Origin of the sequence: Kitasatospora sp. GP30, from assembly GCF_029892145.1 — a bacterium.
In the GTDB taxonomy this organism is placed as follows: domain Bacteria; phylum Actinomycetota; class Actinomycetes; order Streptomycetales; family Streptomycetaceae; genus Kitasatospora; species Kitasatospora acidiphila.
The window spans coordinates 413859-440566 of sequence record NZ_JARZAH010000001.1 but is presented as its reverse complement, the minus strand read 5'-3'; the positions used below and the strand labels follow the sequence as shown (position 1 = coordinate 440566).

General features: G+C 73.1%; 27 protein-coding genes. 10 read left to right on the top strand and 17 right to left on the bottom strand.

Annotation, left to right across the window (positions count from 1 at the left end; all coding sequences use genetic code 11):
- Positions 1-60: 60 nt before the first annotated feature.
- Positions 61-807, top strand: coding sequence for a nucleotidyltransferase family protein (locus P3T35_RS02045; protein ID WP_101381091.1), 747 nt, complete (start codon positions 61-63; stop codon positions 805-807).
- An 88-nt stretch (positions 808-895) separates the two neighbouring features.
- On the opposite strand, the gene P3T35_RS02040 is transcribed toward P3T35_RS02045, so the two are convergent.
- From P3T35_RS02040 to P3T35_RS02015, 6 genes are all read right to left on the bottom strand, one after another.
- Entirely contained in the window at positions 896-2605 is a 1710-nt protein-coding gene (locus tag P3T35_RS02040) for a DoxX family protein (RefSeq protein ID WP_280703976.1), read from the bottom strand.
- Between the two features lie 344 nt (positions 2606-2949).
- Complete coding sequence (gene rlmB / locus P3T35_RS02035; RefSeq protein WP_101381089.1) at positions 2950-3942, bottom strand: 23S rRNA (guanosine(2251)-2'-O)-methyltransferase RlmB; 993 nt, start codon at positions 3940-3942, stop codon at positions 2950-2952.
- Positions 3943-4114: 172 nt separating this feature from the next.
- Entirely contained in the window at positions 4115-5509 is a 1395-nt protein-coding gene (cysS, locus tag P3T35_RS02030; RefSeq protein WP_101381088.1) for a cysteine--tRNA ligase, read from the bottom strand.
- A 123-nt stretch (positions 5510-5632) separates the two neighbouring features.
- Positions 5633-6139, bottom strand: coding sequence for a 2-C-methyl-D-erythritol 2,4-cyclodiphosphate synthase (ispF, locus tag P3T35_RS02025; protein WP_101381087.1), 507 nt, complete (start codon positions 6137-6139; stop codon positions 5633-5635).
- Entirely contained in the window at positions 6129-6851 is a 723-nt protein-coding gene (ispD, locus tag P3T35_RS02020; protein ID WP_101381086.1) for a 2-C-methyl-D-erythritol 4-phosphate cytidylyltransferase, read from the bottom strand. The genes ispF and ispD overlap by 11 nt, the downstream gene beginning before the upstream one ends.
- Positions 6852-7137: 286 nt before the next feature.
- Positions 7138-7620, bottom strand: a complete 483-nt coding sequence (locus P3T35_RS02015; protein WP_030244332.1) for a CarD family transcriptional regulator — start codon at positions 7618-7620, stop codon at positions 7138-7140.
- 400 nt (positions 7621-8020) lie between these two features.
- On the opposite strand from P3T35_RS02015, the gene P3T35_RS02010 reads away from it, so the two are divergent.
- Positions 8021-8743: a DUF461 domain-containing protein gene (locus P3T35_RS02010; RefSeq protein ID WP_101381085.1), complete on the top strand. Its 723-nt coding sequence runs from the start codon at positions 8021-8023 to the stop codon at positions 8741-8743.
- Positions 8744-8837: 94 nt separating this feature from the next.
- Here the strand turns inward: P3T35_RS02010 and P3T35_RS02005 are convergent, their stop codons facing one another.
- Positions 8838-9533 carry a response regulator transcription factor gene (locus P3T35_RS02005; RefSeq protein WP_101381084.1) on the bottom strand — a complete coding sequence of 232 codons (696 nt, stop codon included), beginning with the start codon at positions 9531-9533 and terminating at the stop codon, positions 8838-8840.
- The gene (locus tag P3T35_RS02000; protein WP_101381083.1) at positions 9530-10807 is read right to left on the bottom strand and encodes an ATP-binding protein; all 1278 of its coding nucleotides are present in this window, start codon (positions 10805-10807) and stop codon (positions 9530-9532) included. Before P3T35_RS02000 ends, P3T35_RS02005 begins: the two co-directional genes overlap by 4 nt.
- Before the next feature lie 273 nt (positions 10808-11080).
- Between P3T35_RS02000 and phoU the strand changes: the two genes are divergently transcribed.
- A complete protein-coding gene (gene phoU, locus P3T35_RS01995) occupies positions 11081-11776 on the top strand; it encodes a phosphate signaling complex protein PhoU (RefSeq protein ID WP_101381082.1) in 696 nt (231 codons plus the stop codon).
- A 133-nt stretch (positions 11777-11909) separates the two neighbouring features.
- Entirely contained in the window at positions 11910-12074 is a 165-nt protein-coding gene (locus P3T35_RS01990) for a hypothetical protein (protein ID WP_180356503.1), read from the top strand.
- A 143-nt stretch (positions 12075-12217) separates the two neighbouring features.
- Here P3T35_RS01990 and P3T35_RS01985 read toward each other — a convergent pair whose 3' ends face one another.
- Positions 12218-12976, bottom strand: a complete 759-nt coding sequence (locus tag P3T35_RS01985) for a phosphoglyceromutase (protein WP_101381081.1) — start codon at positions 12974-12976, stop codon at positions 12218-12220.
- Positions 12977-13134: 158 nt separating this feature from the next.
- Here P3T35_RS01985 and P3T35_RS01980 point away from each other — a divergent pair, with 158 nt between their 5' ends.
- Positions 13135-14421: an MFS transporter gene (locus P3T35_RS01980; protein ID WP_280703975.1), complete on the top strand. Its 1287-nt coding sequence runs from the start codon at positions 13135-13137 to the stop codon at positions 14419-14421.
- Between the two features lie 154 nt (positions 14422-14575).
- On the opposite strand, the gene P3T35_RS01975 is transcribed toward P3T35_RS01980, so the two are convergent.
- Together P3T35_RS01975 and mshA are read right to left on the bottom strand one after the other, a co-directional pair.
- On the bottom strand, positions 14576-15103 hold the full coding sequence (locus P3T35_RS01975) for a YbjN domain-containing protein (RefSeq protein ID WP_101381080.1): 528 nt from the start codon (positions 15101-15103) through the stop codon (positions 14576-14578).
- A 272-nt stretch (positions 15104-15375) separates the two neighbouring features.
- Positions 15376-16686, bottom strand: coding sequence for a D-inositol-3-phosphate glycosyltransferase (gene mshA, locus P3T35_RS01970; RefSeq protein WP_280704099.1), 1311 nt, complete (start codon positions 16684-16686; stop codon positions 15376-15378).
- A 226-nt stretch (positions 16687-16912) separates the two neighbouring features.
- On the opposite strand from mshA, the gene P3T35_RS01965 reads away from it, so the two are divergent.
- Positions 16913-17743, top strand: a complete 831-nt coding sequence (locus P3T35_RS01965; protein ID WP_101381079.1) for an SAM-dependent methyltransferase — start codon at positions 16913-16915, stop codon at positions 17741-17743.
- Between the two features lie 171 nt (positions 17744-17914).
- On the opposite strand, the gene P3T35_RS01960 is transcribed toward P3T35_RS01965, so the two are convergent.
- The gene (locus tag P3T35_RS01960; RefSeq protein WP_101381078.1) at positions 17915-18475 is read right to left on the bottom strand and encodes an O-acetyl-ADP-ribose deacetylase; all 561 of its coding nucleotides are present in this window, start codon (positions 18473-18475) and stop codon (positions 17915-17917) included.
- A gap of 231 nt (positions 18476-18706) precedes the next feature.
- Here P3T35_RS01960 and P3T35_RS01955 point away from each other — a divergent pair, with 231 nt between their 5' ends.
- Positions 18707-20425 carry a PP2C family protein-serine/threonine phosphatase gene (locus P3T35_RS01955; protein WP_280704097.1) on the top strand — a complete coding sequence of 573 codons (1719 nt, stop codon included), beginning with the start codon at positions 18707-18709 and terminating at the stop codon, positions 20423-20425.
- A 28-nt stretch (positions 20426-20453) separates the two neighbouring features.
- On the opposite strand, the gene P3T35_RS01950 is transcribed toward P3T35_RS01955, so the two are convergent.
- The 4 genes from P3T35_RS01950 to P3T35_RS01935 form a co-directional block, all read right to left on the bottom strand.
- A complete protein-coding gene (locus P3T35_RS01950; protein ID WP_101385104.1) occupies positions 20454-20813 on the bottom strand; it encodes a DUF2516 family protein in 360 nt (119 codons plus the stop codon).
- Between the two features lie 184 nt (positions 20814-20997).
- Positions 20998-21543 (bottom strand): hypothetical protein, encoded by a 546-nt coding sequence (locus tag P3T35_RS01945; protein WP_101381077.1) that lies wholly within the window; start codon positions 21541-21543, stop codon positions 20998-21000.
- 29 nt (positions 21544-21572) lie between these two features.
- Complete coding sequence (locus tag P3T35_RS01940; protein ID WP_101381076.1) at positions 21573-21929, bottom strand: helix-turn-helix transcriptional regulator; 357 nt, start codon at positions 21927-21929, stop codon at positions 21573-21575.
- A 52-nt stretch (positions 21930-21981) separates the two neighbouring features.
- A complete protein-coding gene (locus tag P3T35_RS01935; protein WP_101381075.1) occupies positions 21982-22713 on the bottom strand; it encodes a TetR/AcrR family transcriptional regulator C-terminal domain-containing protein in 732 nt (243 codons plus the stop codon).
- A gap of 191 nt (positions 22714-22904) precedes the next feature.
- On the opposite strand from P3T35_RS01935, the gene P3T35_RS01930 reads away from it, so the two are divergent.
- Positions 22905-24404: an MFS transporter gene (locus tag P3T35_RS01930; protein ID WP_101381074.1), complete on the top strand. Its 1500-nt coding sequence runs from the start codon at positions 22905-22907 to the stop codon at positions 24402-24404.
- Between the two features lie 70 nt (positions 24405-24474).
- Here the strand turns inward: P3T35_RS01930 and P3T35_RS01925 are convergent, their stop codons facing one another.
- Positions 24475-25116: a CGNR zinc finger domain-containing protein gene (locus P3T35_RS01925; protein WP_101381073.1), complete on the bottom strand. Its 642-nt coding sequence runs from the start codon at positions 25114-25116 to the stop codon at positions 24475-24477.
- A gap of 145 nt (positions 25117-25261) precedes the next feature.
- On the opposite strand from P3T35_RS01925, the gene P3T35_RS01920 reads away from it, so the two are divergent.
- Positions 25262-26041: a metallophosphoesterase gene (locus P3T35_RS01920; RefSeq protein ID WP_101381072.1), complete on the top strand. Its 780-nt coding sequence runs from the start codon at positions 25262-25264 to the stop codon at positions 26039-26041.
- A complete protein-coding gene (locus P3T35_RS01915; protein WP_101381071.1) occupies positions 26041-26655 on the top strand; it encodes a LysE family translocator in 615 nt (204 codons plus the stop codon). The genes P3T35_RS01920 and P3T35_RS01915 overlap by 1 nt, the downstream gene beginning before the upstream one ends.
- Positions 26656-26708 lie beyond the last annotated feature (53 nt).

The window sequence follows — 26708 nt, the reverse complement described above, 5'->3', positions numbered from 1 at the left end:
CCGCTGCCCGCGAGCCCCGAAGGGCTGATCCCACCGGGCTTGGAGAGCTACCCTGCCCCCATGACCGGCACCCCGATCCCCTACGCGCCCAGCACCCCCATCGTCACGCAGGCCGTGATCCTCGCGGGCGGCCAGGGTTCCAGGCTGCGCCCGTACACCGATGACCGGCCCAAGCCGCTGGTCGAGATCCCCGGCACCGGCACCCCGATCCTGGGGCACCAACTCACCTGGCTGGCGGCCGAAGGCGTGACGGACGTGGTGGTCTCCTGCGGCCATCTGGCCGAGGTGCTGCAGGAGTGGCTGTCCTCGGCCCAACTTCCGCTGCGGGTGAGCACGGTGGTGGAGTCCGCGCCGCTGGGCCGGGGTGGCGGGCTGAAGTTCGCCGCCGCGGCGCTGCCCCGCCCCGAGGAGCCCTGGTTCGCGACCAACGGCGACATCTGGACCAGGTTCAGCCTGCGCGAGATGGCCGATTTCCACCATGAGCGCGACGCCCTCGCCACCCTGGCCCTGGTCCGGCCGCGGATCCCCTGGGGCGCCGTGGAGACCGACCAGTTCGGCAATGTGCTGGACTTCATCGAGGCGCCGCCGTCGCCGTTCCTGATCAACGCCGGGCTGTACGTCTTCGCGCCGGGCTTCGCCGAGTTGCTGCCGGACGCGGGCGACCACGAGCGCACCACCTTCCCGCAGTTGGCCCGGGCCCGGCGACTGGCCGGCTACCAACTCCCGCAGGGCGTCTACTGGCGCGCCATCGACACCGCCAAGGACCTCACCGAGGCCGCCAAGGAGCTTGCGGCATCGGGCTACTGACGTAACGTCACATAACTAAGACGTCAAGGTGTCAAAAAGGTGGCCCCTCCTGCGAACAGGAGGGGCCACCCGCTGGCCGGCACCGGCGTCAGACCACCGGCCGGACCCCCGAACTGCCCTGCGGCATCCCCAGGGTGGAGGGCAGCAGCCCGCTGCCCAGCACCCCGCCGATCAGCCCGCCGCCGCCGCTCGGGCTCGGCTTCGCCGTCCGGGTGCCACCGGCGGTGCCGGTGCTGCCGGGGGTGGTGACCGGGGCGCTGCCGGCGCTGCCCGCCGAACCGGCCGAACTGGCGCCCTGGGTCGCGGTGTTGCCCGAGCCCTCGGTGGCACGGGCGCTGCCGGACGGATGCGGCCGCCGGGAACCGCCCGGCGAGGCCGAGGTCGAGGGCGACGGACTGGCCGAGCCGGACGGGGACGGCGAGGCGGCTCCGGACGGCTTGGCGGGGCCACCCGCCGACGCACCCGGGGTGTGCGGCCGGTCCGTCGCAGGTGCGCTGGTGACGGCGGGCCAGACCGGGGTGCCGTAGTCGCTCGACGGCACCTGGCCCGGCCGGGGCTGCCCGTTGCCGCGCACCGCGGCACCGACCAGCGAGCCGAACAGCAGGCTCACCCCGATCACCACGGTGGCCACCACGGTGCCCCGCCGCAGCACCCGGCGGCGCAGGGCTCCGGGCGCCTGCGGCCCGTACCGCCGCCAGGCCTCCAGCGCCAGCCGCCCGTCCAGCGAGGCGTACGGCGCGCCGGCGATCAGCAGCGGGCTCCACGCCGCCAGCAGGATCAGGTCGGGCGTGTCGTACGCGGGGACGGCCTGCCAGCTGACCGTGAAGAGCAGCGCCGCGGAGAGCAGCATCGACGCCCCGGCCGCCAGCCGCTGCCACAGCCCCAGCAGGGTGAGCACCCCGACCACGACCTCGGTGAACGCCACCCCGAGGCCGGCGCCGACGGGGTGCGCCATGGCGAATTCCAGCAGCGGCTGGGCCGTCTTCCAGGGGTGCAGCGAGGCGAGCCAGCGCATCATCGAGCCGCGGTTGCCGCCGTCGAAGTACACCGGGTCGCAGAGCTTGCTGAGCCCGGCGTAGAGCGACAGCGAGCCGAGCAGCACCCGCATCGGCAGCAGTACCAGGCCGAGGTCGACCCGGCGGCCGGGGTACCAGGCGTGTCGGCTGGGCTCCCCGGCGGTCGCCGAGTGCTCGGGCAGTTCACCGCTGGGCTGCCAGCCGGGCCGGGGCAGCCGGGCCGGGGTCGAGCCGCCGTCACCGGACGACTGGCGCGGCACGCCGCCGCGGGCCGGGCCGGGGCGGTAGCCGCCGCCGACCGGCGCGCTGTCCCAGCCGGGCACGGTGTCCAGCCGCTGGGTGGTCTCGGCGTCGACCAGACCGACCGAGCCGACCGGATCGGCAAGGCCGACCGAACCCATCGGCGTGCCACCGCCGCCGCCCAGCGCGGCGCCGCCCCGGACGGCCCCGCCCAGGGAGGCCATCGAGTGCAGCCGCACCGCGTCCAGCAGCTGAGTGGCTGCCAGGTCGCCGGGGGCGGCCTGCCCGCTCCAGGTCACCGCGGTGACCCGGCCCTTGCGCCGGCCCGCGGTGCGGCCGGCGGCCGGTGCGCTGTCCGCCCCTCCGGCCCGGACCAGGCCGGGCCGGCCGCCGTAGCTCATCGCGGCGTACGGCCGCCCGAACGAGTCGGCATACGGCACGGCCGGGGCCGGTGGTGCGTCGATCAGGGACGCGACCGGCCCGGCCAGCCGGATCCGGAAACTGACCTGGGTGCTGCTGAGCCGGGACGGATCGCTAGGCACCCGGACCGTGCTCAGGGCGGGCTCTTCCGCTATCCCGGCCGCTTGGCCAAGCCTCGGGCGACGACGTGTTCTGGTGTCCACGCCAGCTCTAACCGGGTGACGCCCGGTTAGGACACTCCTGAGAGTGCAACCGCAAACATCGCTGACGGATGCGGTCTCCCCCGTGCACGAGGGTGACCGCATCCGTCAGAAGCGGGCGGAATCCGGGCTCAACCGAACCCGGGAGGCGAACCTCAGCCCCGGCGGCCCAGAACTTCCGCCCGTGGCGCCCAGAACCTCAACCCGTGGCGCCCAGAGCGTCAGCCCCAGCCGCCCGCCATGTCGGCCCCGGCCCGCGTAGCACCTCAGCCCTTGGCGCGCAGCCGGGCAGCCTCGTAGAGCACGATGCCGGCGGCCACACCGGCGTTCAGCGACTCGGTCTCACCCGGCATCGGGATCCGCACCAGCAGGTCGCAGGTCTCCGAGACCAGCCGGGAGAGCCCACGGCCCTCGCTGCCCGCCACGACCACCACCGGGCCGGTCAGCGCGTCCAGGTCGCCGATCTCGGCCTCGCCGTCGGCGGCCAGGCCGACCACCATCAGACCGGCCTTCTGGTAGGCCTCCAGCGCCCGGGTCAGGTTGGTGGCCCGGGCCACCGAGAGCCGGGCCGCGGCACCGGAGGAGGTCTTCCAGGCACCGGCGGTCATGCCGGCCGCCCGGCGCTCCGGGATCACCACGCCGTGCGCGCCGAAGGCGGCGGCCGAGCGGACCACGGCGCCCAGGTTGCGCGAGTCCGTCACCCCGTCCAGCGCCATGATCAGCGCGTCCTGGCCGGCGTCGGCGGCGATCTCCAGCAGGTCCTCGGGGTGCGCGTACTCGTACGGCGGCACCTGCAGCACCAGGCCCTGGTGGTTCAGGCCGCCGGTCATCTGGTCCAGCTGCGCGCGGGGGGCCTCCATCAGCGGGATGCCGCGGTCGTTGGCGGCCTGGAACGCCTCGCGCACCCGGTCGTCGGTGTCGATGAACTGCATCACGTAGAGCGCCGTGGCGGGCACCCCGCCCTGCAGCGCCTCGGCCACCGAGTTACGGCCGACCACCAGCTCGGCGCTGCCCGCGCCACCGCGGCCGCCCCGGCCGCCACCGCCGGCCCGGCGCATCCCGGCGCGGGCCTTGGCGTCCCGCTCGCGCTTGAGCGCCGCGTTGGCGGCGCGCTGCTTGGGGTGTCCCTTGCGCTCCTCGCCGGGCGGGGTCGGGCCCTTGCCCTGGAGTGCCTTCCGGCTGTGGCCGCCGGTACCGACACTCGCGCCCTTCTTCGATCCGGGGTTGCGGCGGTTCCTGCGCTGGCTGTTGCCGGCCATGGTGTGGCTTCCTGTCTTTCGCCGAAAATCTGTCTGCGTCATGCCGAAGGGCCGTACTCCTGGAGAGTACGGCCCAGCGACGCCCGGTGCCCGGCTCGCGGGCGCGGGGCTACTGGTTGCTGCCCGTGTCACCCACCTACGGAATTCCGTAGGTGGGTGACACGGGCACGGGCTACTGGTTGCTGAGCGTCCAGCGGGGGCCGGACGGGGTGTCCTCGATCGCCAGTCCGGCCAGCCCCAGCTGGTCGCGGATGGCGTCCGCGGCGGCGTAGTCCTTGCGGGCCCGGGCCGCCTGGCGCTGCTCCAGCACCAGGTGGACCAGCGAGTCGACCACGCCGTGGAGGTCGTCGCCCTGCTCGGTGCCGGCCCACATCGGGTCCAGCGGGTCGAGGCCCAGTACACCGAGCATCGCACGGACCTCGGCGACGCGGGCGACCGCGTTCTCCTTGTCGTCCGCGGCGAGCGCGCTGTTGCCCTGCCGGACCGCGGTGTGCACCACGGCCAGCGCCTGCGGCACGCCCAGGTCGTCGTCCATCGCCTCGGCGAAGGCCGGCGGCACCTCGGCGGCCGGCTCCACCGGGCCGCAGCGCTCCACGACGCGCTGGATGAAGCCCTCGATCCGGCTGAAGGCGGCCTCGGCCTCGCGAAGCGCCTCCTCGCTGTACTCGATCATGGAGCGGTAGTGCGGGCTGCCCAGGTAGTAGCGGAGCACGATGGGCCGCCAGTGCTTCACCATCTCGGAGACCAGCACCGAGTTGCCCAGCGACTTGCTCATCTTCTCGCCGGACATGGTGACCCAGGCGTTGTGCACCCAGAAGCTGGCGAAGTCGTCGCCGAACGCCTTGGACTGGGCGATCTCGTTCTCGTGGTGCGGGAAGATCAGGTCCAATCCGCCGCCGTGGACGTCGAAGGCCGTGCCCAGGTACTTGTGCGCCATGGCGGAGCACTCCAGGTGCCAGCCCGGACGGCCGGGGCCCCAGGGGGTGTTCCAGCTCGGCTCGCCCTCCTTCGCCGCCTTCCACATGGCGAAGTCGCGCGGGTCGCGCTTGCCGGTCTCGCCCTCGCCCTCGGGCTGCAGCAGGTTCTCCAGCCTCTGGTTGGAGAGCTGCAGGTAGTCGGGGAACGACTTGACGTCGAAGTAGACGTTGCCGTCGGCCGCATAGGCGTGACCGTTGGCGATCAGCGTCTGCATCATGTCGATCATCTCGGGGATGTGCCCGGTGGCGCGCGGCTCGACGGTCGGCGGCAGGCAGCCGAGGGCGGTGTAACCGTCGCTGAAGGCACGCTCGTTGGCGTAGGCGATCTGCCACCAGGGCAGGCCGAGCTCCTGCTCCTTCTTGATGACCTTGTCGTCGATGTCGGTGACGTTGCGCACGAACGTCACGTCGAAGCCGCGGTAGGCGAACCAACGACGCATCATGTCGAAGTTCAGGCCGGAGCGGATGTGCCCGATGTGCGGGGCGCTCTGTACGGTCGCGCCGCACAGGTAGATCGAGACACAGCCCGGTACAAGCGGGACGAAGTCGCGTACCTGGCGGGTGCTGGTGTCGTACAGGCGAAGGCTCACAGCGTCCAGGGTAGTGGGAACCGGGCAGTGCCCCGCCACCTTTGCGCGCGGACGTGACGGCCGCGTGAACCGGGATGACGCACCGTGGCCGACCGGAGCCCCCGCTCCGGTCGGCCGGTGACGTCAACCCCTCGGGTAGACCAGCGCGGTGGCCAGTCCGACCAGCCCCTCGCCGCGCCCGGTCATGCCGAGCCCGTCGGTGGTGGCGGCGGACAGCGCCACCGGCGCTCCGGCGGCGGCCGACAGCACCTTCTCGGCCTCCGCCCGCCGGCTGCCGATCCGCGGCCGGACCCCGATCACCTGGACCGCGATGTTGCCGATCTCGAAGCCGGCCTCGCGCACGATCCGGGCCGCCTCGGCGAGCAGCGTGGTGCCCGCGGCGCCGGCCCACTCGGGGCGGTCGGTGCCGAAGTGCGTTCCCAGATCGCCGAGTCCGGCCGCCGAGAAGATGGCGTTGCAGGCGGCGTGCGCCGCCACATCGCCATCCGAGTGACCGGCCAGCCCCTGCGGGGCGTCCTCCCAGTGCAGCCCGGCGACATGCAGCGGCACCCCGTCGGCGAACGCGTGCACATCGGTGCCGATCCCGACTCGCGGGACCACGAAGGGAGTTGACGAAGTCTCAGAAACCATCGGAAGCCCTCCGTCGGGCGAGTACCGCCTCGGCCAGCACCAGGTCCAGCGGCCGGGTCACCTTGAACGCCTCCTCGTGGCCGGGCACCACGACCACCTGGCCGCCGTACCACTCGACCAGCCCGGCGTCGTCGGTCACCGCCGGGCCGTCACCGGCCGCCGCCTCGGACAGCGCCTTGGCGTGCACCTCGGCCAGCAGCTCGCGGCGGAAGCCCTGCGGCGTCTGCACCGCCCGCAGGGTGGCGCGGTCCGGCGTGTCGAGCACCGGCTCGGGCCGGCCGGCCCCGGCGGGCTCCACCCGCTTGACCGTGTCGGCCAGTGGCACCGCCGGCACCACCGCCCCGGCGCCACCGCGCACCGCGCCGATCACGGCGTCCACCACCTCGACCGGCACCAGCGGCCGGGCCGCGTCGTGCACCAGCACGATCTCGGTCTGCTCGGGGATCGCCGCCAGGCCCAGGCGCACCGACTCCTGGCGGGTCGCCCCGCCGGCCACCACCCGGACGTCCTTGCCGTCCAGCCCGTGGCTGTCCAGCAGGCCGACCACCTCGGCGACTCCGTTCGGCGGCGCGGCCACCACGACCAGGCCGACCGACCGGCTGCGCGCCAGCGCCCGCACGGCGTGCACCAGCAGCGGCGCACCGCCCAGTTCGCGCAGCGCCTTGGGCGCTCCCGGTCCGAGCCGCTCGCCCCGCCCGGCGGCGGGGACCACGGCAGCTGCCACTACTCCTGTGGTGTTCAGGTTTCACTCCTTCGCCGAAGTGGGTATGGCCCTGGCGTACCCGTCAGACGGTGCACCGGACCCCTTCCACCCGGCGCCGCCTCTCGGGTACCGGGTCGCGTCTCGGGCACCGACATCTCGGGTACCGAATCGATCCGCCCCCGGGCATGCCGCAGCGCCCGGGTTGCCACAGCATCACATCCGGACCAGCTGATCCGCGGTGATGGGGTAGCGCCGGGCGCTGTGCTGATGCACGGCAACGCGGGCGTGCTGCGCGCTACGAGGCGAGCACCTCGTCGAGCAGCGTCTCCGCCTTGTCCTCGTTGGTGTTCTCCGCCAGCGCCAGCTCGCTGACGAGGATCTGCCGCGCCTTGGCGAGCATCCGCTTCTCGCCGGCCGACAGGCCGCGCTCGCGCTCGCGTCGCCACAGGTCGCGGACAACCTCGGCGACCTTGATGACGTCACCGGATGCGAGCTTCTCGAGGTTCGCCTTGTAGCGGCGAGACCAGTTGGTGGGCTCTTCGGTGTACGGCGCGCGCAGCACCTCGAAGACCCGGTCCAGACCCTCCTGGCCGACCACGTCGCGCACGCCGACGAACTCCGCGTTCTCCGCGGGGACGCGCAGCGTGAGGTCTCCCTGCTGAACCTTCAGCACCAGGTAGGTCTTGTCCACACCTTTGATCTGGCGAATTTCGATGGCCTCGATCAGTGCAGCCCCGTGATGGGGGTAGACCACCGTGTCGCCAACCTTGAACGTCATGTGACAGGACCCCTTCCGTGGCTTTCCAGAATAACACGCTTTTCCGTCCACTCGAAGGGCGTTTTCGCAGGTCAGGGCCGGTCTCGGGGCTTGACAAGGACCCCTGCGGCATGCTGCGGCCACCGCCTCCGGGCGGCTTCTCGCAGGTCGGAGGCCCTTCCCGGCGCAAGCCAAACCTCACGCAACAGCTCGGAAACCCAGCATTCGATCTTGAAGTCGTCACCGGATATTCACCGTTTCACGATCGTGATCTGATCTTGCGACGGTTCCGGAACCTCTGCTACCGCCGCCGGTCGGGCGCTCCACCCGCGACACGGGACCACCCCGTGAGGGCCGGATAAGTGTGGTCGGTACGCTGGGCGCTGACATACCGACACGCGATCAAGGAGATACCGCCGCCGTGAGCCGCAGCCTTCGACGCGGTGGCAGTGCCGCCATCGTCCTCGCCTTCGCCGCCGTATCCCTCACCGCCTGCGCCGCAGGCACCAGTTCGGCAACCCTGCAGGTCAGGCCGAACCTCCCGGCCGCCTCGATCGGCACCGACCTCAAGCTGAACGGCATCGTGGTGGTGGTCAACCCGACGCAGACCAGCGGCGAGGCCGGCCCGGCGAACCTCACGGTCAACATCAGCAACACCGGCTCCGCCCCGGAGACCCTGCAGTCCGTGACGGTCGGCGGCACCACCGCGACCTTCCAGGACGCCAACGGCCGCGCGCTGCCCGGCATCGTGATCCCGCCGCTGGGCGCGGTGGCCATCGGCGGCGTCAACGAGCCTTCCGCCCGCCTGGCCAACGCCACCCTGACGGTCGGCGGCTTCTCGCCCACCAGCTTCGCCTTCTCGTCGGCCGGCAAGGTCGACACCACCGCGCTGGTCGCCCCGGCCGTCGGCCCCTTCGCGGAGTTCGGCCCGAGCACGCCGTCGGCCTCCGGCAGCGCGTCCGCCTCGGGCAGCGCGTCGGCCTCGGGGAGCGCGTCGGCGTCCGCCGGTGCGTCCACCAGCGCCTCTGCCTCGGCGAGCGGCAGCCCGTCCGCCCCGGCGAGCGCCACCGGCTCGGCCTCGGGCACCCCGAGCGGCACCGCGAGCGGCAGCGCCTCCGCCAGCGCGAGCACCTCGGCGCACTGAGTCAGACGTGCGCGGGGGCGCAGCCGCCCCCGCGCACGCCAAGGGCCGCACCCCTTTCGGGGGCGGCCCTTGACTCTTGCCCAGCCGATCCGGCTTACGGCTCGAACTTGTAGCCGAGCCCACGGACCGTCACCAGGTAGCGCGGCGCCCCCGGGTCGGGCTCGATCTTGGCGCGCAGCCGCTTCACGTGCACGTCCAGGGTCTTGGTGTCGCCGACGTAGTCCGCGCCCCAGACCCGGTCGATCAGCTGCATCCGGGTCAGCACCCGGCCGGCGTTGCGCAGCAGCATCTCCAGCAGGTCGAACTCCTTGAGCGGCAGGTCGACCTTCGCCCCGTCGACGGTCACCACGTGCCGGTCGACGTCCATCCGCACCGGGCCGGCCTCCAGCGCGCCCGGGCCGCCGCCGTCACTGCCGACCCCGCCGTCCTCGCCGCGGCGGCGCAGCACCGCGCGGATCCGGGCGACCAGCTCACGCGTCGAGTACGGCTTGGTGACGTAGTCGTCGGCACCTATCTCCAGGCCGACCACCTTGTCGATCTCGCTGTCCTTGGCGGTCACCATGATCACGGGCACGTTGGAGCGCACCCGCAGCTGGCGGCAGACCTCGGTGCCGGGCAGCCCGGGCAGCATCAGGTCGAGCAGCACCAGGTCGGCGCCGTTCCGTTCGAACTGCTCCAGCGCGTCGGGGCCGGTGGCGGCCACGGCCACCTCGAATCCCTCCTTGCGAAGCATGTACGACAGGGCGTCGCTGAACGACTCCTCGTCCTCGACCACCAGTACTCGGGTCACGATCGGGCCTCCGGGGCAGGAAGGGGGGTTGGTGTGGCGGGTTCGTCGGACGCCGCGGAAGACGGCGCCGGGTTCTGACCGGCGGGCAGCCGGATGGTGAAGGTCGAGCCCTGGCCCTCGACGCTCCAGACCGAGACGGTGCCGCCGTGCGAGGCAGCCACGTGCTTGACGATGGACAGGCCCAGGCCGGTTCCGCCGGTGGCCCGGGACCGGGCCGGGTCCACCCGGTAGAAGCGTTCGAAGATCCGCTCGCGGTCCTTCTCCGAGATGCCGATGCCCTGGTCGGTCACCGAGATCTCGATCAGCTCGCCGTCCGCCTCGCCGATCGCGGCGGCGCTGGCGATCCGCCGGGTGGCGATCGCCACCCGGGTGCGCGGCGGGCTGTAGTTGACGGCGTTCTCGACCAGGTTACCGAGCGCGGCGGCGAGCTGGCCGCGGTCGCCGTGGATGTGGAGGCCGGCGATGCCGCCGGCCGCGATGTGGATCTGCTTGGCCGCGGCCTGCTGGCGGCAGCGGTCGATCGCCTCGGCGATCAGCTCGTCCACCGGCACCGGCTCCGGGTCCATCATCAGCCGGTCGTCCTGCACCCGGGAGAGGTCGATGATCTCCTGCACCAGGCTGGCCAGCCGGGTCGCCTCGATCTGCATCCGGCCGGCGAACCGCTGCACCGCCTCCGGGTCGTCGGCCGCGTCCGCGACCGCCTCCGAGAGCAGCGACAGTGCGCCCACCGGGGTCTTCAGCTCATGGCTGACGTTGGCCACGAAGTCGCGGCGGACCGCCTCGATCCGGCGGCGGTCGGTGAGGTCCTCGACCAGCACCAGGACCAGCCGGGAGCCCAGCGGGGCGACCCGGACCGAGACCGAGAGCGGCTCGCCGGAGCGCTGCACGCCCGGGCGCGGCACGTCCAGCTCGGCCTGGCGGATCTCGCCGTCCCGCCGGGTGGACCGGGCCAGCGCGAGCATCGGCTCGACGGCCACCGCGCCACCGCGGACCAGGCCCATGGAGTACGCGGCCGAGCTGGCCTTGACCACCTCGTCGCCGTCTCCGAGCACGATCGCGCACGAGCGCAGCACCGACAGCACGGTGTCCACGCCCGGTGGGAGCGGCGGTTCCTGAAGCGGCGAGCTCACTGCTGCCGTCCCGCCGGTTCGCTTGCCAGGGCCTCGCCCGCGGTTCTGCTCGCGCTCGCTCCAGCGGAAGGCGATGGAGGCGGTGAGACCGACACCGAGCCCGGCGATGGCGCAGGCAGCGGCGGCGGCCACATTCACGTCCATGCGGACCAGCGTAAGCGCATCCGACCAGCGCTTTGAAAGCTTCGAATCAAGGCATCGGCCATGCGTTGCCGAGAATTCACCTTCAGGTAGCCGCCGATTCACTGCCCCGGCCGTGCCGCGTCGTCCGGACGGCTCAGTCTGGTGGAACGCAGCCCGTGTGGGTCCGTGGCGCGCGTACCATGCGCGCCACCAGCAGGGGCCCGCCCGCCCGCAGGGGCGCGGCGGCCCGGTCGGCACCGCCACCGACACAGCTAGTGAGGAGAAGAGAAGCGCATGCGCGACACGTACCACGAGGAACTCGACTCGATCGGTGACGGCCTGGTCGAGATGGCCCGACTGGTCGGTTCGGCGATGGGCCGGGCCACCACCGCGCTACTCGACGCCGACCTGGCCCTCGCCGAGAGCGTGATCGCGGCCGACGAGAAGGTCAACAGCCTCCACCACGAGCTGGAGAACCGGGCCATCGACCTGCTGGCCCGCCAGCAGCCGGTCGCCACCGACCTGCGGATAGTGGTCACCAGCCTGCGGATGAGCGCCGACCTGGAGCGCTGCGGCGACCTGGCCCGGCACGTCGCCAAGGTGGCCCGGCTGCGCTACCCGGCCCACGCCGTTCCCGGTGACCTGCACCCGATCGTGCTGGAGATGGGTCAGCTCGCCCAGCGGCTGGTCGCCAAGGCCGGCCAGGTCATCGCGACCAAGGACGTCGAGGCGGCGCTGCAGCTGGAGCGCGACGACGACGCGATGGACGAGCTGCACCGCGAGCTCTTCGCCCACCTGATCGACGACCGCTGGCAGCACGGCATCGAGACCGGCGTGGACGTGACCCTGATCGGCCGCTACTACGAGCGGTTCGCCGACCACGCGGTCTCGGTGGCCAAGCGGGTGGTCTTCCTGGTCACCGGCGAGCACGCGGGCGAGTACGTGCCGGACGACTACCCGGCGGACGTCGACGCCCCGGCCGGGCAGTAGTCCGGGTGGGGGCGCACGCCGGACCGACTCCCCACTCCGGTGCGCCCGTTGACGCTCCATCAGGGGCGGGTCTTCACTCGATGTCAGGCGACCTCGACCAGGCCGTCCGTTCGATCGAGGAGGGCCCCTCACCATGACCACCAACCACGCCCGACCGGCCGCCCCCGCTGAGCCGGAGCGGCCGCAGATCCTGCTCGGCGCCAGCTGCGGCTGCAGCCCGGGCTGCGGCTGCGGCTGCCAGTCCGGTGCGCCGTGCCAGTGCGGCGGTGCCCACGGCGGCTGCTGCGGCGATCACTGAACCCCGAGCCACAACGGCCCCTGGGTCGCGCGGAACAGCGCGACCCAGGGGCCGTTGCGTGACGGGCCACGGACGGCCCGGAAACGGCGATGGCCCCTGATCTGCGCCGTTCGCGCAGGTCAGGGGCCAGGTGGCCGTGGGGCCTACTTCTTGCCCTGGTTCTTGACCGCCTCGATCGCGGCGGCGGCCGCGTCGGCGTCCAGGTAGCGGCCGCCGGCGGTGACCGGCTTGAAGTCCGCGTCCAGCTCGTAGACCAGCGGGATGCCGGTGGGGATGTTCAGCCCGGCGATGGCCTCGTCGGAGATGCCGTCCAGGTGCTTCACCAGCGCGCGCAGGCTGTTGCCGTGCGCGGTGACCAGCACCGTCTTGCCCGCGGCCAGGTCCGGCACGATCGCGTCGTACCAGTAGGGCAGCATCCGGTCGACGACGTCCTTCAGGCACTCGGTGCGCGGCCGCAGCTCGCTGGGGATCTCGGCGTAGCGCGGGTCCTCGGCCTGGGAGAACTCGGAGTCGTCGGGCAGCGCCGGCGGCGGGGTGTCGTAGGAGCGGCGCCACAGCTGGAACTGCTCCTCGCCGAACTCGGCCAGGGTCGCCGCCTTGTCCTTGCCCTGCAGCGCACCGTAGTGGCGCTCGTTCAGGCGCCAGCTGCGGCTGACCGGGATCCAGTGCCGGTCGGCCTTGTCCAGCGCGATCTGCGAGGTGCGGATCGCGCGGCGCAGCAGCGAGGTGTGCACCACGTCGGGGAGCAGGCCCTCGGCGGACAGCAGCTCACCGCCGCGCGCCGCCTCCTTCTCACCCTTCTCATTGAGGTCGACGTCGACCCAGCCGGTGAAGAGGTTCTTCTGGTTCCACTCGCTCTCGCCGTGGCGCAGCAGGATCAGTCGGTAGGTCGTGTCAGCCATGGCCGACAGCTTAGTCCGTCGAAATAAATCACTGGCCTGGCCTCGGCGCCGCTATGTAATGTGTGCTCGACGCATGAGCCACTTACATCAGCTCGGTGCTCCGGGCTGCGGCGCCCCACTCGCCCACCCCGGGACACCCCCACCCCGGGAGCCCTTTCGTGACCACCGCCGCCCCACCCCTGCCGACCCGGCTGCGCAGCGTCCTGACCGAGTCGGTCGGGGGCCTGCCGGCCGAGTTCTGGTGGCTCTGGCTGTCCACACTGGTCAACAAGCTGGGCGCGTTCGTGACCACGTTCATGGCGCTCTACCTGACGAGAGAACGCGGCTACTCGGCCTCCTACGCCGGCCTGGTAGTCGCGCTCTACGGGCTCGGCTCGGCGGTCGGGTCGCTGGCCGGCGGGGTGCTGGCGGACCGGCTCGGCCGGCGGCCCACCGTGCTCGGGGCCCAGCTGCTCACCGCCGGCTGCACGGTCGCCCTCGCCTACACGAACGGCCGGCTGCTGATCGCCGCCGTCGCCCTGCTGACCGGCCTGTGCGCCAACGCCGGCCGCCCCGCCGTCTCCGCGATCATCGCCGACGTGGTCCCGGCCGCGGACCGGGTGCGCGCCTTCTCCCTCAACTACTGGGCGATCAACATCGGCTTCGGGGTCTCCGCCGCGGTGGCCGGACTGATCGCCCTCAACGGCTTCCAGCCGCTCTTCCTGGCCGACGCCGCCACCACCGCGCTCTGCGCCCTGGTGGTGTTCGCCAAGGTCCGCGAATCCCGGCCGACCGCGCCGGAGCCCGGCCGGGATTCGCGGGCCGGGGCGCCGCAGGTCGGCCTGGGCACGGTCTTCCGCGACCGGCGGTTCATCGCGCTGGTGTCCATGACCTTCCTGTTCGCGGTGATCATGAACCAGGGCAACAGCACGCTGGCGGTGGTGATGGGCCGGGAGGGCCTGAGCACCACCCAGTACGGCCTGGTCGCCGGACTCAACGGCCTGCTGATCGTGGTGCTGCAGATCCCGGTCACCCGGCTGATCCGCGGCCGCGACCGCGCCCGGGTGCTGATGACCGCCGCGCTGCTGGCCGGCTGGGGCATCTCGATCGCCGTCTTCGCCGGCGGCTCGGTGCTCGTCTACGCGCTGAGCGTGGCGGTCTGGACGGTCGGCGAGGTGATCCAGGTGCCCACCAACATGAGCCTGGTGGCCGAGCTCTCGCCGACCCACGCCCGTGGCCGCTACCAGGGGGTCTCCTCGCTGGCCTGGTCCGGGGCGGCCTTCGTCGGCCCGGCGGCCGGCGGACTGCTGCTGGACCACGGCGGGCCGGGCGTGGTCTGGGGCGGCTGCGCGCTGCTCGGCACCGTCGCGGGCGCGGGCTACCTACTGGTCGCCCGCCGGGCCGACGCCACGGCAACCGCTCGCAGCGCCGCGGCCGCCCGGAGCATGGCAGCCGTCGCCGACTGACGGCCCGGGGGCCGGTACCCGTGCCGGTCCGGGGTGGCCGGCTGCTACTCCGGGACGGCCAACCGCTGGGCGTGCCGCGGCCGCTGGAGTGTGGCAGCGGTCGCCGACTGGCGGCCCGGGGCGGCTCCCCCTGCCGGCCCGAGGCGGCCGGCTGCTACTCGGGGCCGGTCGACTGCTGCTGCGGGCCGGCCAGATGGGCGAAGGCGGCCAGGTTGCGAGTGGACTCGCCGCGCTTGGTCCGCCACTCCCACTCCTTCCGGATCGCGGTGGCGAAGCCCAGCTCCAGCAGGGTGTTGAACGGCTCGTCGGCCGCCTCCAGCACGGTGCCGAGCAGCCGGTCCACCGCCTGGGCGTCCAGCGCCTCCAGCGGGAGCCGCCCGGTCAGGTAGACATCGCCCAGTGCGTCCAGCGCGTAGGCGACGCCGTACAGCCGGGTGTTGCGCTCCAGCAGCCAGCGGAAAACCGCCTCATGGTTCTCGTCCGGGCGGCGGATCACGAAGGCGTTCACCGAGAGGGTGTGGTCGCCGATCCGCAGCGCGCAGGTGGTGCTGAGCTTGCGGGTGCCGGGGAGGGTCGCCACCAGGGTGTACGGGTCGGCGGCGGCCGGCTCCCAGCCCACTCCGGTCTCGTCGAGCGCGGCGGCCAGCAGGCCGAGGGCCTCGTCCTTGGTACGGGTTGCCATGGCGGTGACGCTACCGGCTGGTAGGCACCGTTGCCGCCGTTTGCGACCGGCGTCTCACCGGCCGGCATCCCAGGTGGCCTGCGGCTCACCCGCACGGCGGCTTGCGCAGCCGGCATCCCAGGTGGCCGACGCCTCACCCGCTCGGCGGCCCGCACCTCGGCCTCCCAGCTTGTCGGCGCCTCACCCGGTTGGCGGCTTGCCGCGCTTAGCGGCCGTGCACCATCGGCGTCCCACGCGGCAGGAGGCTCACCCGCTCGGCCGGCTTGCCGCGCTCAGCCCGAGCGCCGCCGGGCCAGGCTGAGCAGCCCGGCCGGTCTGCTCATCGCTCCCGAGTAGACCTCGGCGGTGGCCGCGGCGGCCGCACCCCAGCCGAAGCCCGCCGCATGCCGGGCCGCCGCCGCACCCTGTCGGGCGACCAGTTCGGGTCGGGTCAGATACGGCTCCAGGGCCCGTGCCCAGTCGGCCGGGTCGTGCCCCAGCACCAGGGTGCCGGTCTCGCCGTCCCGCACCGCCACCGGCAGCCCGCCGACCGCGGCCGCGACCACCGGCGTGGCACAGGCCTGTGCCTCCAGTGCCACCAGGCCGAAGGACTCGCTGTGGGACGGCATCACCAGCGCCGTCGCGGCCCGGTACCACTGGGTCAGCTCGGCCTGGCCGACCGGCGGATGGAACCGCACCACATCGCAGAGCCCCAGCTGCGCGGCGAGCTTCTGCAGGCCCTTCGGCTCCGCCAGGCCGCTGCCGGACGGGCCGCCGACCACCGCCACCACCAGCCGCTCGCGCAGCTCCGGGCGGCGAGCAAGCAGCTCCGCGACCGCCTTGACCAGCACATCCGGCGCCTTCAGCGGCTGGATCCGGCCCGCGAAGAGCAGCACCACGGCATCCTGCGGCAGCCCCAGCCGGGCGCGCGCGGCCTGCTGCCCGCCCGGACCGCCGGGCTCGAACCGCTCCAGGTTGACCCCGGGGTGGACGACGGCCAGCTGGTCGGGTCTGGCCGCGTAGTGGAAGGCCAGCTCACGGGCCTCGTCCGCGGTGTTGGCGATCAGCCGGTCGGCGGCCTCGACCACCTGGGTCTCGCCGATCACCCGGGCCGCCGGCTCGGGGGTGTCGCCCTCGGCCAGCGCGGCGTTCTTCACCTTGGCCATGGTGTGCATGGTGTGCACCAGCGGCACCCCCCAGCGCTCGGCGGCCAGCCAGCCGACCTGGCCGGAGAGCCAGTAGTGCGAGTGCACCAGGTCGTAGTGGCCCGGCCGGTGGCCCGCCTCGGTCCGCAGCACCCCGTGGGTGAAGGCGCACAGCTGCGTCGGCAGGTCCTCCTTCACCAGGCCCTCGTAGGGGCCGGCGGTGACGTGCCGGACCAGCACGCCGGGGGCCAGCTCGACGCTCGGCGGCAGATCGGAGGAGGTGCTCCGGGTGAAGACCTCCACCTCTATGTCGAGGGTGGCCAGCCGCTTGGCCAGCTCGACGATGTAGACGTTCATCCCGCCGGCGTCGCCGGTGCCCGGCTGGTGCAGCGGGGAGGTGTGGACGCTCAGCATCGCGATCCGGCGCGGCCGGCGGCCGCGGGTGGCGAAGGCGTGCAGCCGCCCGCGCGACGCGGACTGCCGGTCGCGCCTTGCCGTCGACACGGGGTGCTGGATCACCTGACTGCGACCTCTCTGATCTGTGGCCCGACCGCTTTACTGGGTCCAACAGGCGCACAACCCCCTGAGGGGAGCCGGCATTCCCGGACGCCGCCGTGACCATCAACTCAGTCGTCGTGCGCACCGCGCGGGTCGGGGCCGGGCCGAGGCCACGTACCCTGCGGGCATGGCTGCATCGTTCGACCCGGGCGCGTTCGGGACGGCCGCCCGGCGCGGCGCCCGACCGGTAGGGACCGTCACCCGGGGTACCACCAACACCAACCGGCTGCGTCGGATGGACCGCTGGATCGTGCACACCATGGGCACCCGGCTGCGCCGCGCCGACACCGCGCCGGTGGCGGTGGACCTGGGCTACGGCGCGGCGCCGTGGACGGCGGTGGAACTGTACGGCCGACTGCGCACGGTCCGGCCGGACGTGCGGATGGTCGGCATCGAGATCGAGCCCGCCCGGGTGGCGGCCGCGCTGCCGTACGCCCGGCCGCCCGGCCTGACCTTCCGCCGGGGCGGCTTCGAGGTGCCGCTGGACGGGGCCGACGCCCAGCTGATCCGGGCCGCCAACGTGCTGCGCCAGTACGACGAGGAGGCGGTGGAGGCGGTCTGGCAGCGGCTGTGCGACCGGCTGGCGCCGGACGGCCTGCTGGTCGAGGGGACGTGCGACGAGATCGGGCGCCGGCACGTCTGGGTGGCGCTGGGCCCGGAGGGGCCGCGCACGGTGACCTTCGCGGCGCGGCTGGCCGGGCTGGAGCGGCCCTCCGACCTCGCCGAGCGCCTGCCCAAGGCGCTGATCCACCACAACGTGCCGGGGCGACCGGTGCACGCCTTCCTCGCCGACTTCGACCGAGCCTGGGCGGCCGCGGCGCCGTACGGGGCGTTCGGGGCCCGGCAGCGCTGGGTGGCCGCGTGCATCGCGCTGGGCGCGCAGTGGCGGCTGCTGGACGGGCCCGGGCGGTGGCGGCAGGGCGAGGTCACGCTGCCCTGGTCGGCGCTGGCGCCCTGACGCCGCTGCGGCGCCCCGCGGGCTCGAAGCTTCGAGCGGCTCCGCCAATTCACTCGAACGAGTTATCGAATTGCCCTGGCATGTTGACGCCCCGTCAGGCCACCATGGGGGCAGTTCAACTGACGCTCCTTGATTCGAACAGATCGTTTGGGCCGACTCGCCCCCGCGCGCCTACCCCCGCGCTCCCGCCGGGCCGCCCGGCAACTCGCCCCGCACCCGCTCGAAAGCCTCGTAGGCCTCGGCCCCGAACAGCACGAACCGCACCTCCGCCAGTCCGCCCGCACCCCCTGCCGCCTCGGCCAGCACGGTCGACAGCGCAACCCGCGCCGCCGACTCCATCGGCCACCCGTACACCCCGGCCGAGATCGCCGGAAAGGCCACCGATGCGGCCCCCAGCTCCACCGCGAGCCGGAGCGACTGCCGGTAGCAGGACGCCAGCAACTCCGCCCCCTGCTCGAACTCGTACGCCCCGTACACCGGGCCGACGGTGTGCACCACATGCCCGGCCGGCAGCTTCCCGGCCGTGGTCGCCACCGCCTGCCCCGTCGCCAGCCCCTTGCCGTAGTGCCCGGCCCGCAGCGCCCGGCACTCGGCGAGGATCTCCGGGCCACCCGCCCGATGGATCGCGCCGTCCACGCCACCGCCGCCCAACAGGGACGAGTTGGCGGCATTGACCACCACATCAACGCGCTGCTTCGTGATATCACCCTGAACAAGTGTGATCTGTGTCACCGTCAGCTCCTCGAGCTCGACCAGGGTCCGCCGGACCCGAGCTCCACACGCTAGCCGTCAGCCCCGCCACCAGCGTGGCAATAACCACATCCACGGCGACCAGCCAAGGAAATCCCCGGAGATCACGTTATGGTCGCGAAAGGCTCCCTGACTCGCGGTGCCGCGCGGGCACTACCCGCGGACCGCAGCCGTTACCCCGTCAGGGAAGAGGAGGAATCATCCGTGCCCGCTATGGGAGACGGGCAAGGACACGGCTCCGACAGCCGGTCCGGCGCCCCGGCCGCCGCTGGCGTCCGCCAGCGCGTCGCCGCGCCCTGCCCTGATCCGACCGCCCCGGTGGTCGGCGAGGACGAGCTGAACGGCATGAACGGACTGCACTCCATCCACGGCCTCGACTCCCTCGAGGAACTGGGCCGACTCGGCGGCCTCGGCAGCGCCGCGGCGCTCGGCGACCTGAGCGGCGTCGCCGACGCGGCCCGGCTGCCCCGTCGTGCGGCCGACGGCACGGGGACTGCCGAGCCGACGGCCGGCGTCGCCCTGCCCGCGCCGCGCGCCATCACCCGCCCGGTGACCGGCGACCGCGCGGCGGGCCCGCTCAAGCTGCTCCTGATCGAGAACGACACCACCGACACCCGGCTGATCCAGGAACTGATCGCCACCGGCGGCACCACGTTCGACCTGCACCGGGCGCACGGGCTGCCCGCGGCTGCCGGGCTGCTGGCCGCGCAGCGGCGCGGCCGCCCGGCGTCGGCGGATTTCAGCTGCGTGCTGCTCGACCTGGCCACCCCGCCCACCGACACACCGGGCGGGCCCGGCGCCCCCGACCGGACCGACCCGCTGGACGGGCTGCGCGAGGTGCTCCGGCTGGCCCCCAACGCGGCCGTCGTGGTGCTCACCGACGCCGCCGACAACCAGCTGGGCGCCGGCGCCGTGGCCGCCGGCGCCCAGGACTTCCTCACCCGCGGCGCCACCGACGGCCCGCTGCTGGCCCGCGCCCTGCGATACGCGGTGGAGCGCAAGCGGGCCGACGAGTCGCAGCGCCGCCTGGTCGAGGCCGAGCTGCGCGGCCAGGAGAACGCCCGGCTGCAGCGCCACCTACTGCCCACCCCGCTGCTGAACGGCGCCGACCTCTCCTTCACCCGCCGCTACCGCCCGGGCCGCCGCCGTGCCCTGCTCGGGGGCGACTTCTACGACGCGGTCCGCACCGACGACGGCACCGTGCACGTGGTCATCGGCGATGTCTGCGGCCACGGCCCCGACGAGGCCGCGCTCGGCGTCGCGCTGCGGATAGCGTGGCGCACCCTGGTCTTCGCCGGGCTCACCGGGCAGACGCTGCTCACCACGCTGCAGCACGTGCTGGAGCACGAGCGCCGCAACGAGGAGATCTTCGCCACCCTCTGCATGCTGGTCATCACCCCCAGCGCGCCGCCGGAGCACCAGGCCGGCCCGCACCGCCAGGCCGTGACCGGCGCGCAGGCGCTGCCCGACCGACCGGCGCCGGGGATCGGCCAGCAGCCGCTGCCCTCCGAGGGTCCGGCCGTCGAGTACGCCCAGCTGTACCTGGCCGGGCACCCGGCGCCGCTGCTGCTCTCCGGCGCCGAGCACCCGGTGGTGCTGTCCAGCGACCACGCCGGTCCGGCGCTCGGCCTGCTGCCCTGCGACGACACCGATGCGGTCTGGCCGCCGTACCACCTGGAGCTGGAGCCCGGCTGGAGCCTGCTGCTCTACACCGACGGCCTGATCGAGGGCCGGGTCGGCGCGGGCTCGCGGCGGCTCGGTCAGGACGGGCTGCTCTCCCTGATCGGCGACCACCAGGCCAACGGCCTCACCCGCGGCCGACTGGTGGACGGCGCGCTCGCCGAGGTGGAGGAGCTCAACGGCGGCGCGCTCACCGATGACGTCGCCGTGCTGCTGCTGGAGCGCAACCAGTCGCATCAGCTGATGGGCTGACCACCGGTCAGCCCATCCCGACCCGCCGTCACCAGCGGCCGCCGCCCTTGCGGCCGCGTGAGCGCAGCGCCCTGCCAAGCCGGTCGGCCGGGCCGCCGCGGCCACCGGTCAGCGCCCGGATCGCGGGGCGCACATCCACGATGTAGACGATCGCTGCCACCAGACCGGCCAGGGTCAGGAAGCTGCCGAGGGGGTTGACCCCGAAGATCAGGTCGAGCGCCAGGGCCAGCCCCAGGATGATCAGCCAGAAGCCCTTGGTCTTCTTGTCCGCCGCCCGGTAGGCGTCCTCCCGCCGGGTCGCCGCGTCGACGAAGGCGAACACCTTGAACAGCAGGATCACCGTGGCAAGCCACTCGAAGGGGTTCAGCCAGTCAAACGAGTTCAGGATCACCGGGTCTCCTCCCGCGCACCGCGCCACCGTCGCCCCAGGTGACTTCCCACGGCGATCTGCCTCAACCCTGCCACGCCGGGGCGGCTTCCGGGCGGTGTCTTGTCACTGTCCTTACTCGACGCACCGAGTCCGCGCCTGCTCGGCACCCGATCTGCGCTCGATCCGCGCTCGCCGATGCCGCCTACTTGCCCGTGTCCGGGTTCTTCCGGGGCCGGGTGGTCTTCCTGGCGGCCGGCTTGGGGGTTTCGGCAACCGGCTCGCCCTCGACCACCTCGGTCTCCTCGACGTCCACCGGCACCGACTCGGCCCGCTCCACCGTCACCGACTCGCCGGTCACCCGCGCCGGGCGGGTCACCACGACCTTGCCGCGCTCGGCGAGCTCGTCGTAGACCTCCTTGGCCTTGACCGCCAGTCCGGCGGCCAGGCCGGCCTGCTGCAGCGCGAACTCCTGCGCCTTCCCCTGCAGGGACTTCAGGTCGGTGGGCAGCGCGGTGACCGTCCCGACCACCTTGGCCTGGGCGTCGGCCAGCTTGCCCTGCGCCTCGTGCAGCCGGGCCACCGCGGCGTCCTGGGCGGCCTTGCGGTCGGCGGCCAACGCCTCGACCCGGCCCGGCACCTCGCGCAGCTTCTGGTAGGCGAGATCGCCGGCACCCGCGAGCGCGTAGAGCGGCGTGGGGTCGCTCAGCGTCTTGCGGATCTCGTTGCGGATCTCATCGGTGCTGGGCATGGGATCGTCCTCTCCGCCTCGGGCCGGGCTCAGCCCGTGGCTGCCTGATTCTCGGTCACAAAGGCCTCGTAGACGGCCAGCAGCGCGTGCTTCTGCTGCTCACTGATCGCCGCGTCCGCGAAGATCGCGGCCCGCAGGTCGGCTCCACTGGCCGGGCGCTCCTCGAGGATGCCGGCCTGCACATAGAGCGTCTCCGCCGAGATCCGCAGGGCCTTCGCGATCTGCTGCAGGATCTCCGCGCTCGGCTTGCGCAGTCCTCGCTCAATCTGGCTGAGATACGGGTTGGACACACCCGCTGCCTCGGCCAACTGGCGCAACGAGTACTGCGCGTTCCGCCGCTGCTCGCGGATGTAGTCACCCAGCGAACTGACGTTCAGTGAAGCCATGACCCCATGCTAGCTGAGGTGCTTGCAAAAGCAAGCACCCACTCTCTCGGCGCTACCGGGACGCGTCGCCGCGCCGCAGCGCCAGCCCGTCGAGGACCACCTCCAGGCCGTAGCGGAACTTGGCCTCCCGGGCGGCCGCCGGATCGGCTGCGGCATCGATGTCGGCCGCACCCGACATCAGGCGGTCGCGCCCCTCGGCCGCCTGCTGCGCCGCCGGCATCAGCCGGGCGACGAAGTCGGCCTCGGTCTCACCGCTGCGGGCCACCGTGGTCAGCCAGGCCGCCTCGGTGCTGCCCACCCCGATCACGTAGAAGAGCAGCGTGTCGATCGCCTTGCCCGGCTCGGCGAAATCGGCCGCGGTGAACAGCGCCGCCAGCCGCTCGGTGAAGGACATGAGATTGGGGCCCAGATAGGCGAGCCCTGCCTGCCCCAGCACCGAGGCCAGCCAGGGGTGGCGCACGGCGGTCGCCCGGAAGGACCGGGCCGCCTCGGCGACCGGACCCCGCCAGTCCGGGTCGCCCGCGGGCGGCACCGCCATCTCGCCGAAGACCTCGTCCACCGCGAGCTCCATCAGCTCGTCCTTGGTGGCGACATGCCGGTAGAGGGAGGTCGCACCGGCGTTCAGCCGGGCGCCGAGCTTGCGCATGCTGAGCGCTTCGACGCCCTCGGCGTCCAGCATGGCGACCGCCTCACGGACGATCGCCGCGCGGCTGAGCGCGGGCTGCTCCGCCTCACGCTCGCGGCGAGCCCACACGGACGGGATCTGGTTCGTCTTGGCAGTCATGACTCTCCCTTGGCGCGTCTGCCTTCGAGCATCCGAAAGATGCATCCGACAACCCACCCAGCGGCCTCGGCCCACCAGATGCGTACAGCGTTCGCATTCAGCGTACACACATCGGGCTTGCGCGCACCGTTCGCCGATGCATACAGTGTGCGCATCGACGGAACAGTGTGCGCAAGCCGAAAGGAACGGCCATGGAAGCCCGCAACCCCCGCCGCTGGTGGGTCCTGATCGTGCTCTGCCTCAGCTCCCTGGTGCTGACGGTCGACAGCATGGCGCTGACCGTGGCAGTGCCCTCGATGGCCAAGGACCTCGGCGCCAGCGCCCAGGACACCCAGTGGATCCTGGACTCCTACGTCCTGGTCTTCGCCGGACTACTGCTGACCTCGGGCAGCCTGGGCGACCGGTTCGGCCGCCGAAAAGTGATGATCATCGGCCTGCTGCTCTTCGGGGCCGCCTCCCTGGCGGCGACCTTCTGCAGCACCCCCGGCGAGGTGATCACCGCCCGGGTGACCATGGGAATCGGCGGCGCGCTGATCATGCCGTCGACGCTGTCCATCCTGATCACCGTCTTCGACGCCGAGGAGCGCGGCAAGGCGATGGCCGCTTGGGGCTCGGTGTCGATGCTCGGCCTGGTGGGCAGCCCCGTGATCGGCGGTGTGCTGATCGACCACTTCTCCTGGCACTCGATCTTCTTCCTGAACGTCCCGGTCGTCGCCCTGGCCGTGCTGGCCGGCCTCACCCTGATGCCGGAGTCCAAGGGCGCCTGGCGCAAGCCCGACCCGCTCGGTGCCGTACTCTCCGCCGTCGGCATGACCGCCCTGATCTGGTGGATCATCGAGCTGCCGCGGCACGGCGCGTTCGGCGGCCAGTCCGCGATCACCCTGACCGTCGCGGTCGCCACCCTGGCCGGCTTCGTGATCTGGGAGAACACCACCCCAGAGCCGATGGTCCCGCTGGCCCTGTTCCGCCACCGCGACTTCAGCGGCGGCTCGCTCTCGCTAACCCTCGTTCAGATCGGCAACGGCGGTCTACTCCTGGTGCTGACCCAGTACCTGCAGTCCGTCCTCGGCTACTCGCCGCTGAAAGCCGGCCTGGCCTTCCTACCGCTGGCCGTCGCCGCGCTGGTCGGCAACGGGCTGGGCATGAAGCTCGCCGCCAAGACCGGCAACCGCCCGCTGGTGCTGACCGGAATGCTGGTGATGGCCGCCTCCTTCGCGCTGCTGACCACCGTCTCCGTGAGCACCGGCTTCGCCGTCCCGGCCACCGCACTCGCCCTGCTCGGCTTCGGCGCCGGTATCGCGATGCCGGCCGCGGTCGCCGCGCTGATGGGCACCATCCCGGCCGAGCAGGCCGGCGTCGGGTCCGCGCTGAACGACACCATCGGCCAGGCCGGCACCGCGCTGGGCATCGCGATCCTCGGCTCACTGCTCTCCAGCGGCTTCGCCGCCAAGATGCCCGCTGGCACCCCCGACGCGGCCAAGCAGTCGATCACCGGCGCCCTGGCGGCGGCCCACGGTGACGCTGCCTTGGTCCACACCGCCCGCCAGGCCTTCACCTCCGCGATGTCGACGACCTTCACGATCAGCGCGGTCGGCGTGCTGGCCGCCGCACTGCTGGCCGCGCTGGTGATGCGCGGCAGCAAGCCCCAGCCCGCCGAGGCGCAGCCCCAGGACCAGGCGCTCGCCGCCTGACCCGCACCCTCACCGCCACCGGCCGGCGTCCCCGTGAGGGGGGCGCCGGCCGGCTCGGGCTCGTCCAGCGTCAGGCCTGCGGGCCGGCGTGGTGCCGCTGGTAGTGGCGGGCGGCCCGGGCCCGGTTGCCGCACGAGGGCTTGCAGAACTCCTGGCGGCCGTGGCCCTGGAGGAAGTACCGCACGCAGCGCGGCGCCGTGCAGGCCCGCAGCCGACCCACCTCGGGGCCGGTCAGGAACCCGATCGAGGTCCGCGCGAGTGCCGCCCCGAGCCCGGCGGCCACCTCACCCGCTGCCGCGGGCACCGCCACCGGCTGCCACCGGGCCTGCGGCTCGGCCCCCGCCGGCCAGTCCAACCGCGGTGCCACCGGCTCCCGTTGGGCCGCCGCGTTGAGTCGCAGCACCGCCTGCTCCGCCGGGATCAGCCGGTGCGCGTCCGCCGGACTCGGCGGTGCCGGGCTGACCGCCCTGGCCAGCAGCGCCCGCAACGCCGCCCGGACCGCGAGCACCTGAGCCAGCGTCTCCCGGTCGGCGAGCGCGGTGGCCAGCGCCGTCGGCGCCGCGGTGAACCCCGCGGCCGCGAGGCGCTCCCGCTGCGCATCGACCCAGTCGGCCAGCCCGGCCAGGTCCGTCAGATCGTCCGCCACACCGCCGTTGCCGTCATGGCGAACCGTGCTCGCCAGCTCCAGCGCCAGGTATCCCCCGGTCGTCATGCCGCCTCTCGCTCCCTCGTGATCAGTCCCTCATGATCAGTCCCTTGTGATCAGTGCCTCTTGATCAACACTGCGACCGTACTCTACCGTCGTCAACGGAAAAACTGATGTTTACCGTTAGGCACTCACGAGGGAGCACCCCGCGATGGTTCTGCTTGCCCAGATCAGCGATCTCCACCTGGACGGCACCGAGCGCGCCCGCGAGCGCGCCGCCCGGGTGATGGACTACCTGCGCGCGCTACCCACCCCCGTCGACGCCCTGCTGGTGACCGGGGACATCGCCGATCACGGCGAGCCGAGCGAGTATCAGGAGGCGGCCCGGATCCTCGCCGCGCCGTTCCCAGTGCTCACCTGCCCGGGCAACCATGACGCCCGCTCACCCATGCGCACCGCGCTGCTGGGCGAACCGGCGGGCGACGGTCCGATCAACCGGATGCACCTGATCGGCGGTACGGCGATCCTGATGTGCGACTCCAGCATCCCGGGTGAGGACGAGGGCCTGCTGGATGCCGAGACCCTGGCCTGGCTGTCGGACACACTGGACTCGCTGCCGGCCGGCACCCCGGCGCTGGTCGCCTTCCACCACCCGCCGGTGCGGCTCCACCACCCGCTGCCGGACACCCTCATGCTGCAGCGCGAGGAGGAGCTCGCCGCGCTGCTGGCCGCCCACCCGGAGGTGGCGGCCGTCCTCACCGGCCACGCCCACACCGCCGCCGCCAGCACCTTCGCCGGCCGCCCGCTGCTGATCGCCCCGGCCACCACCTGGACGCTGCGGCTGCCCTGGGAGGGCGACCAGGCCGCCGACCGCGCCCAGCCGCCCGCGCTCGCCTTCCACGTCCTTGACAAGGAGCACAGTCTCGACGAGCAGCACCGACTCACCACCCACTTCCGCGTGGTGCCCCGGGTTGCCGACGGGCAGGCCTGATGCCGCTGCGGGCCGTCGCCGGCTTCCTGGCGGCCGTCTTCCCGCTGATCGCGACGCCCGGCGCCAGCTTCACCCTGCTGGTGCAGCGGGTGAGCGGTGCCGGCCGCCGGCAGGGCCTGCTGGTGGCGGCCGGCACTGCGACCGGCCTCTACGTCCACGCCACCCTCGCCGCGTTGGGCCTCTCCGCCCTGGTCATGCGGTCGAGTGCCGCGTTCACCGCCCTCCGCCTGGCCGGCGCCGGCTACCTGATCGCCCTGGGGCTGTGGAGCTGGTACCGGGCCGGTGCGCAGCGGACGGAGGCCGGACGCGAAGTGGGCCGGGCGGTGGGCGGCACGTATCGGCAGGCGGTGCTCGGCAACGTGCTCAACCCGAAGGCGGCCTCGATCTTCCTGACCCTGGTGCCGCAGTTCGTCGACCCGCACCGGCCGCTGCCGCCGCAGATCCTGCTGCTGGCCACCGCCCAGGCGGCGCTGGTCTGCGCGTGGCTGCTCACCTGGACCGTCGTCGTCGCCCGGGCCGCCGCGGCTTTCGCCCGCGGGCCGGCCCGGGCGGCACTGGCGCGGGTCAGCGCCGCCGTACTCGTCACGCTGGGCCTGCGCGCCGTCGTCGGTTGACGGACCGGTCGGTTGACGGCGCGGTCGGCTGACGCCGTGGTCGGTTGGCGGCG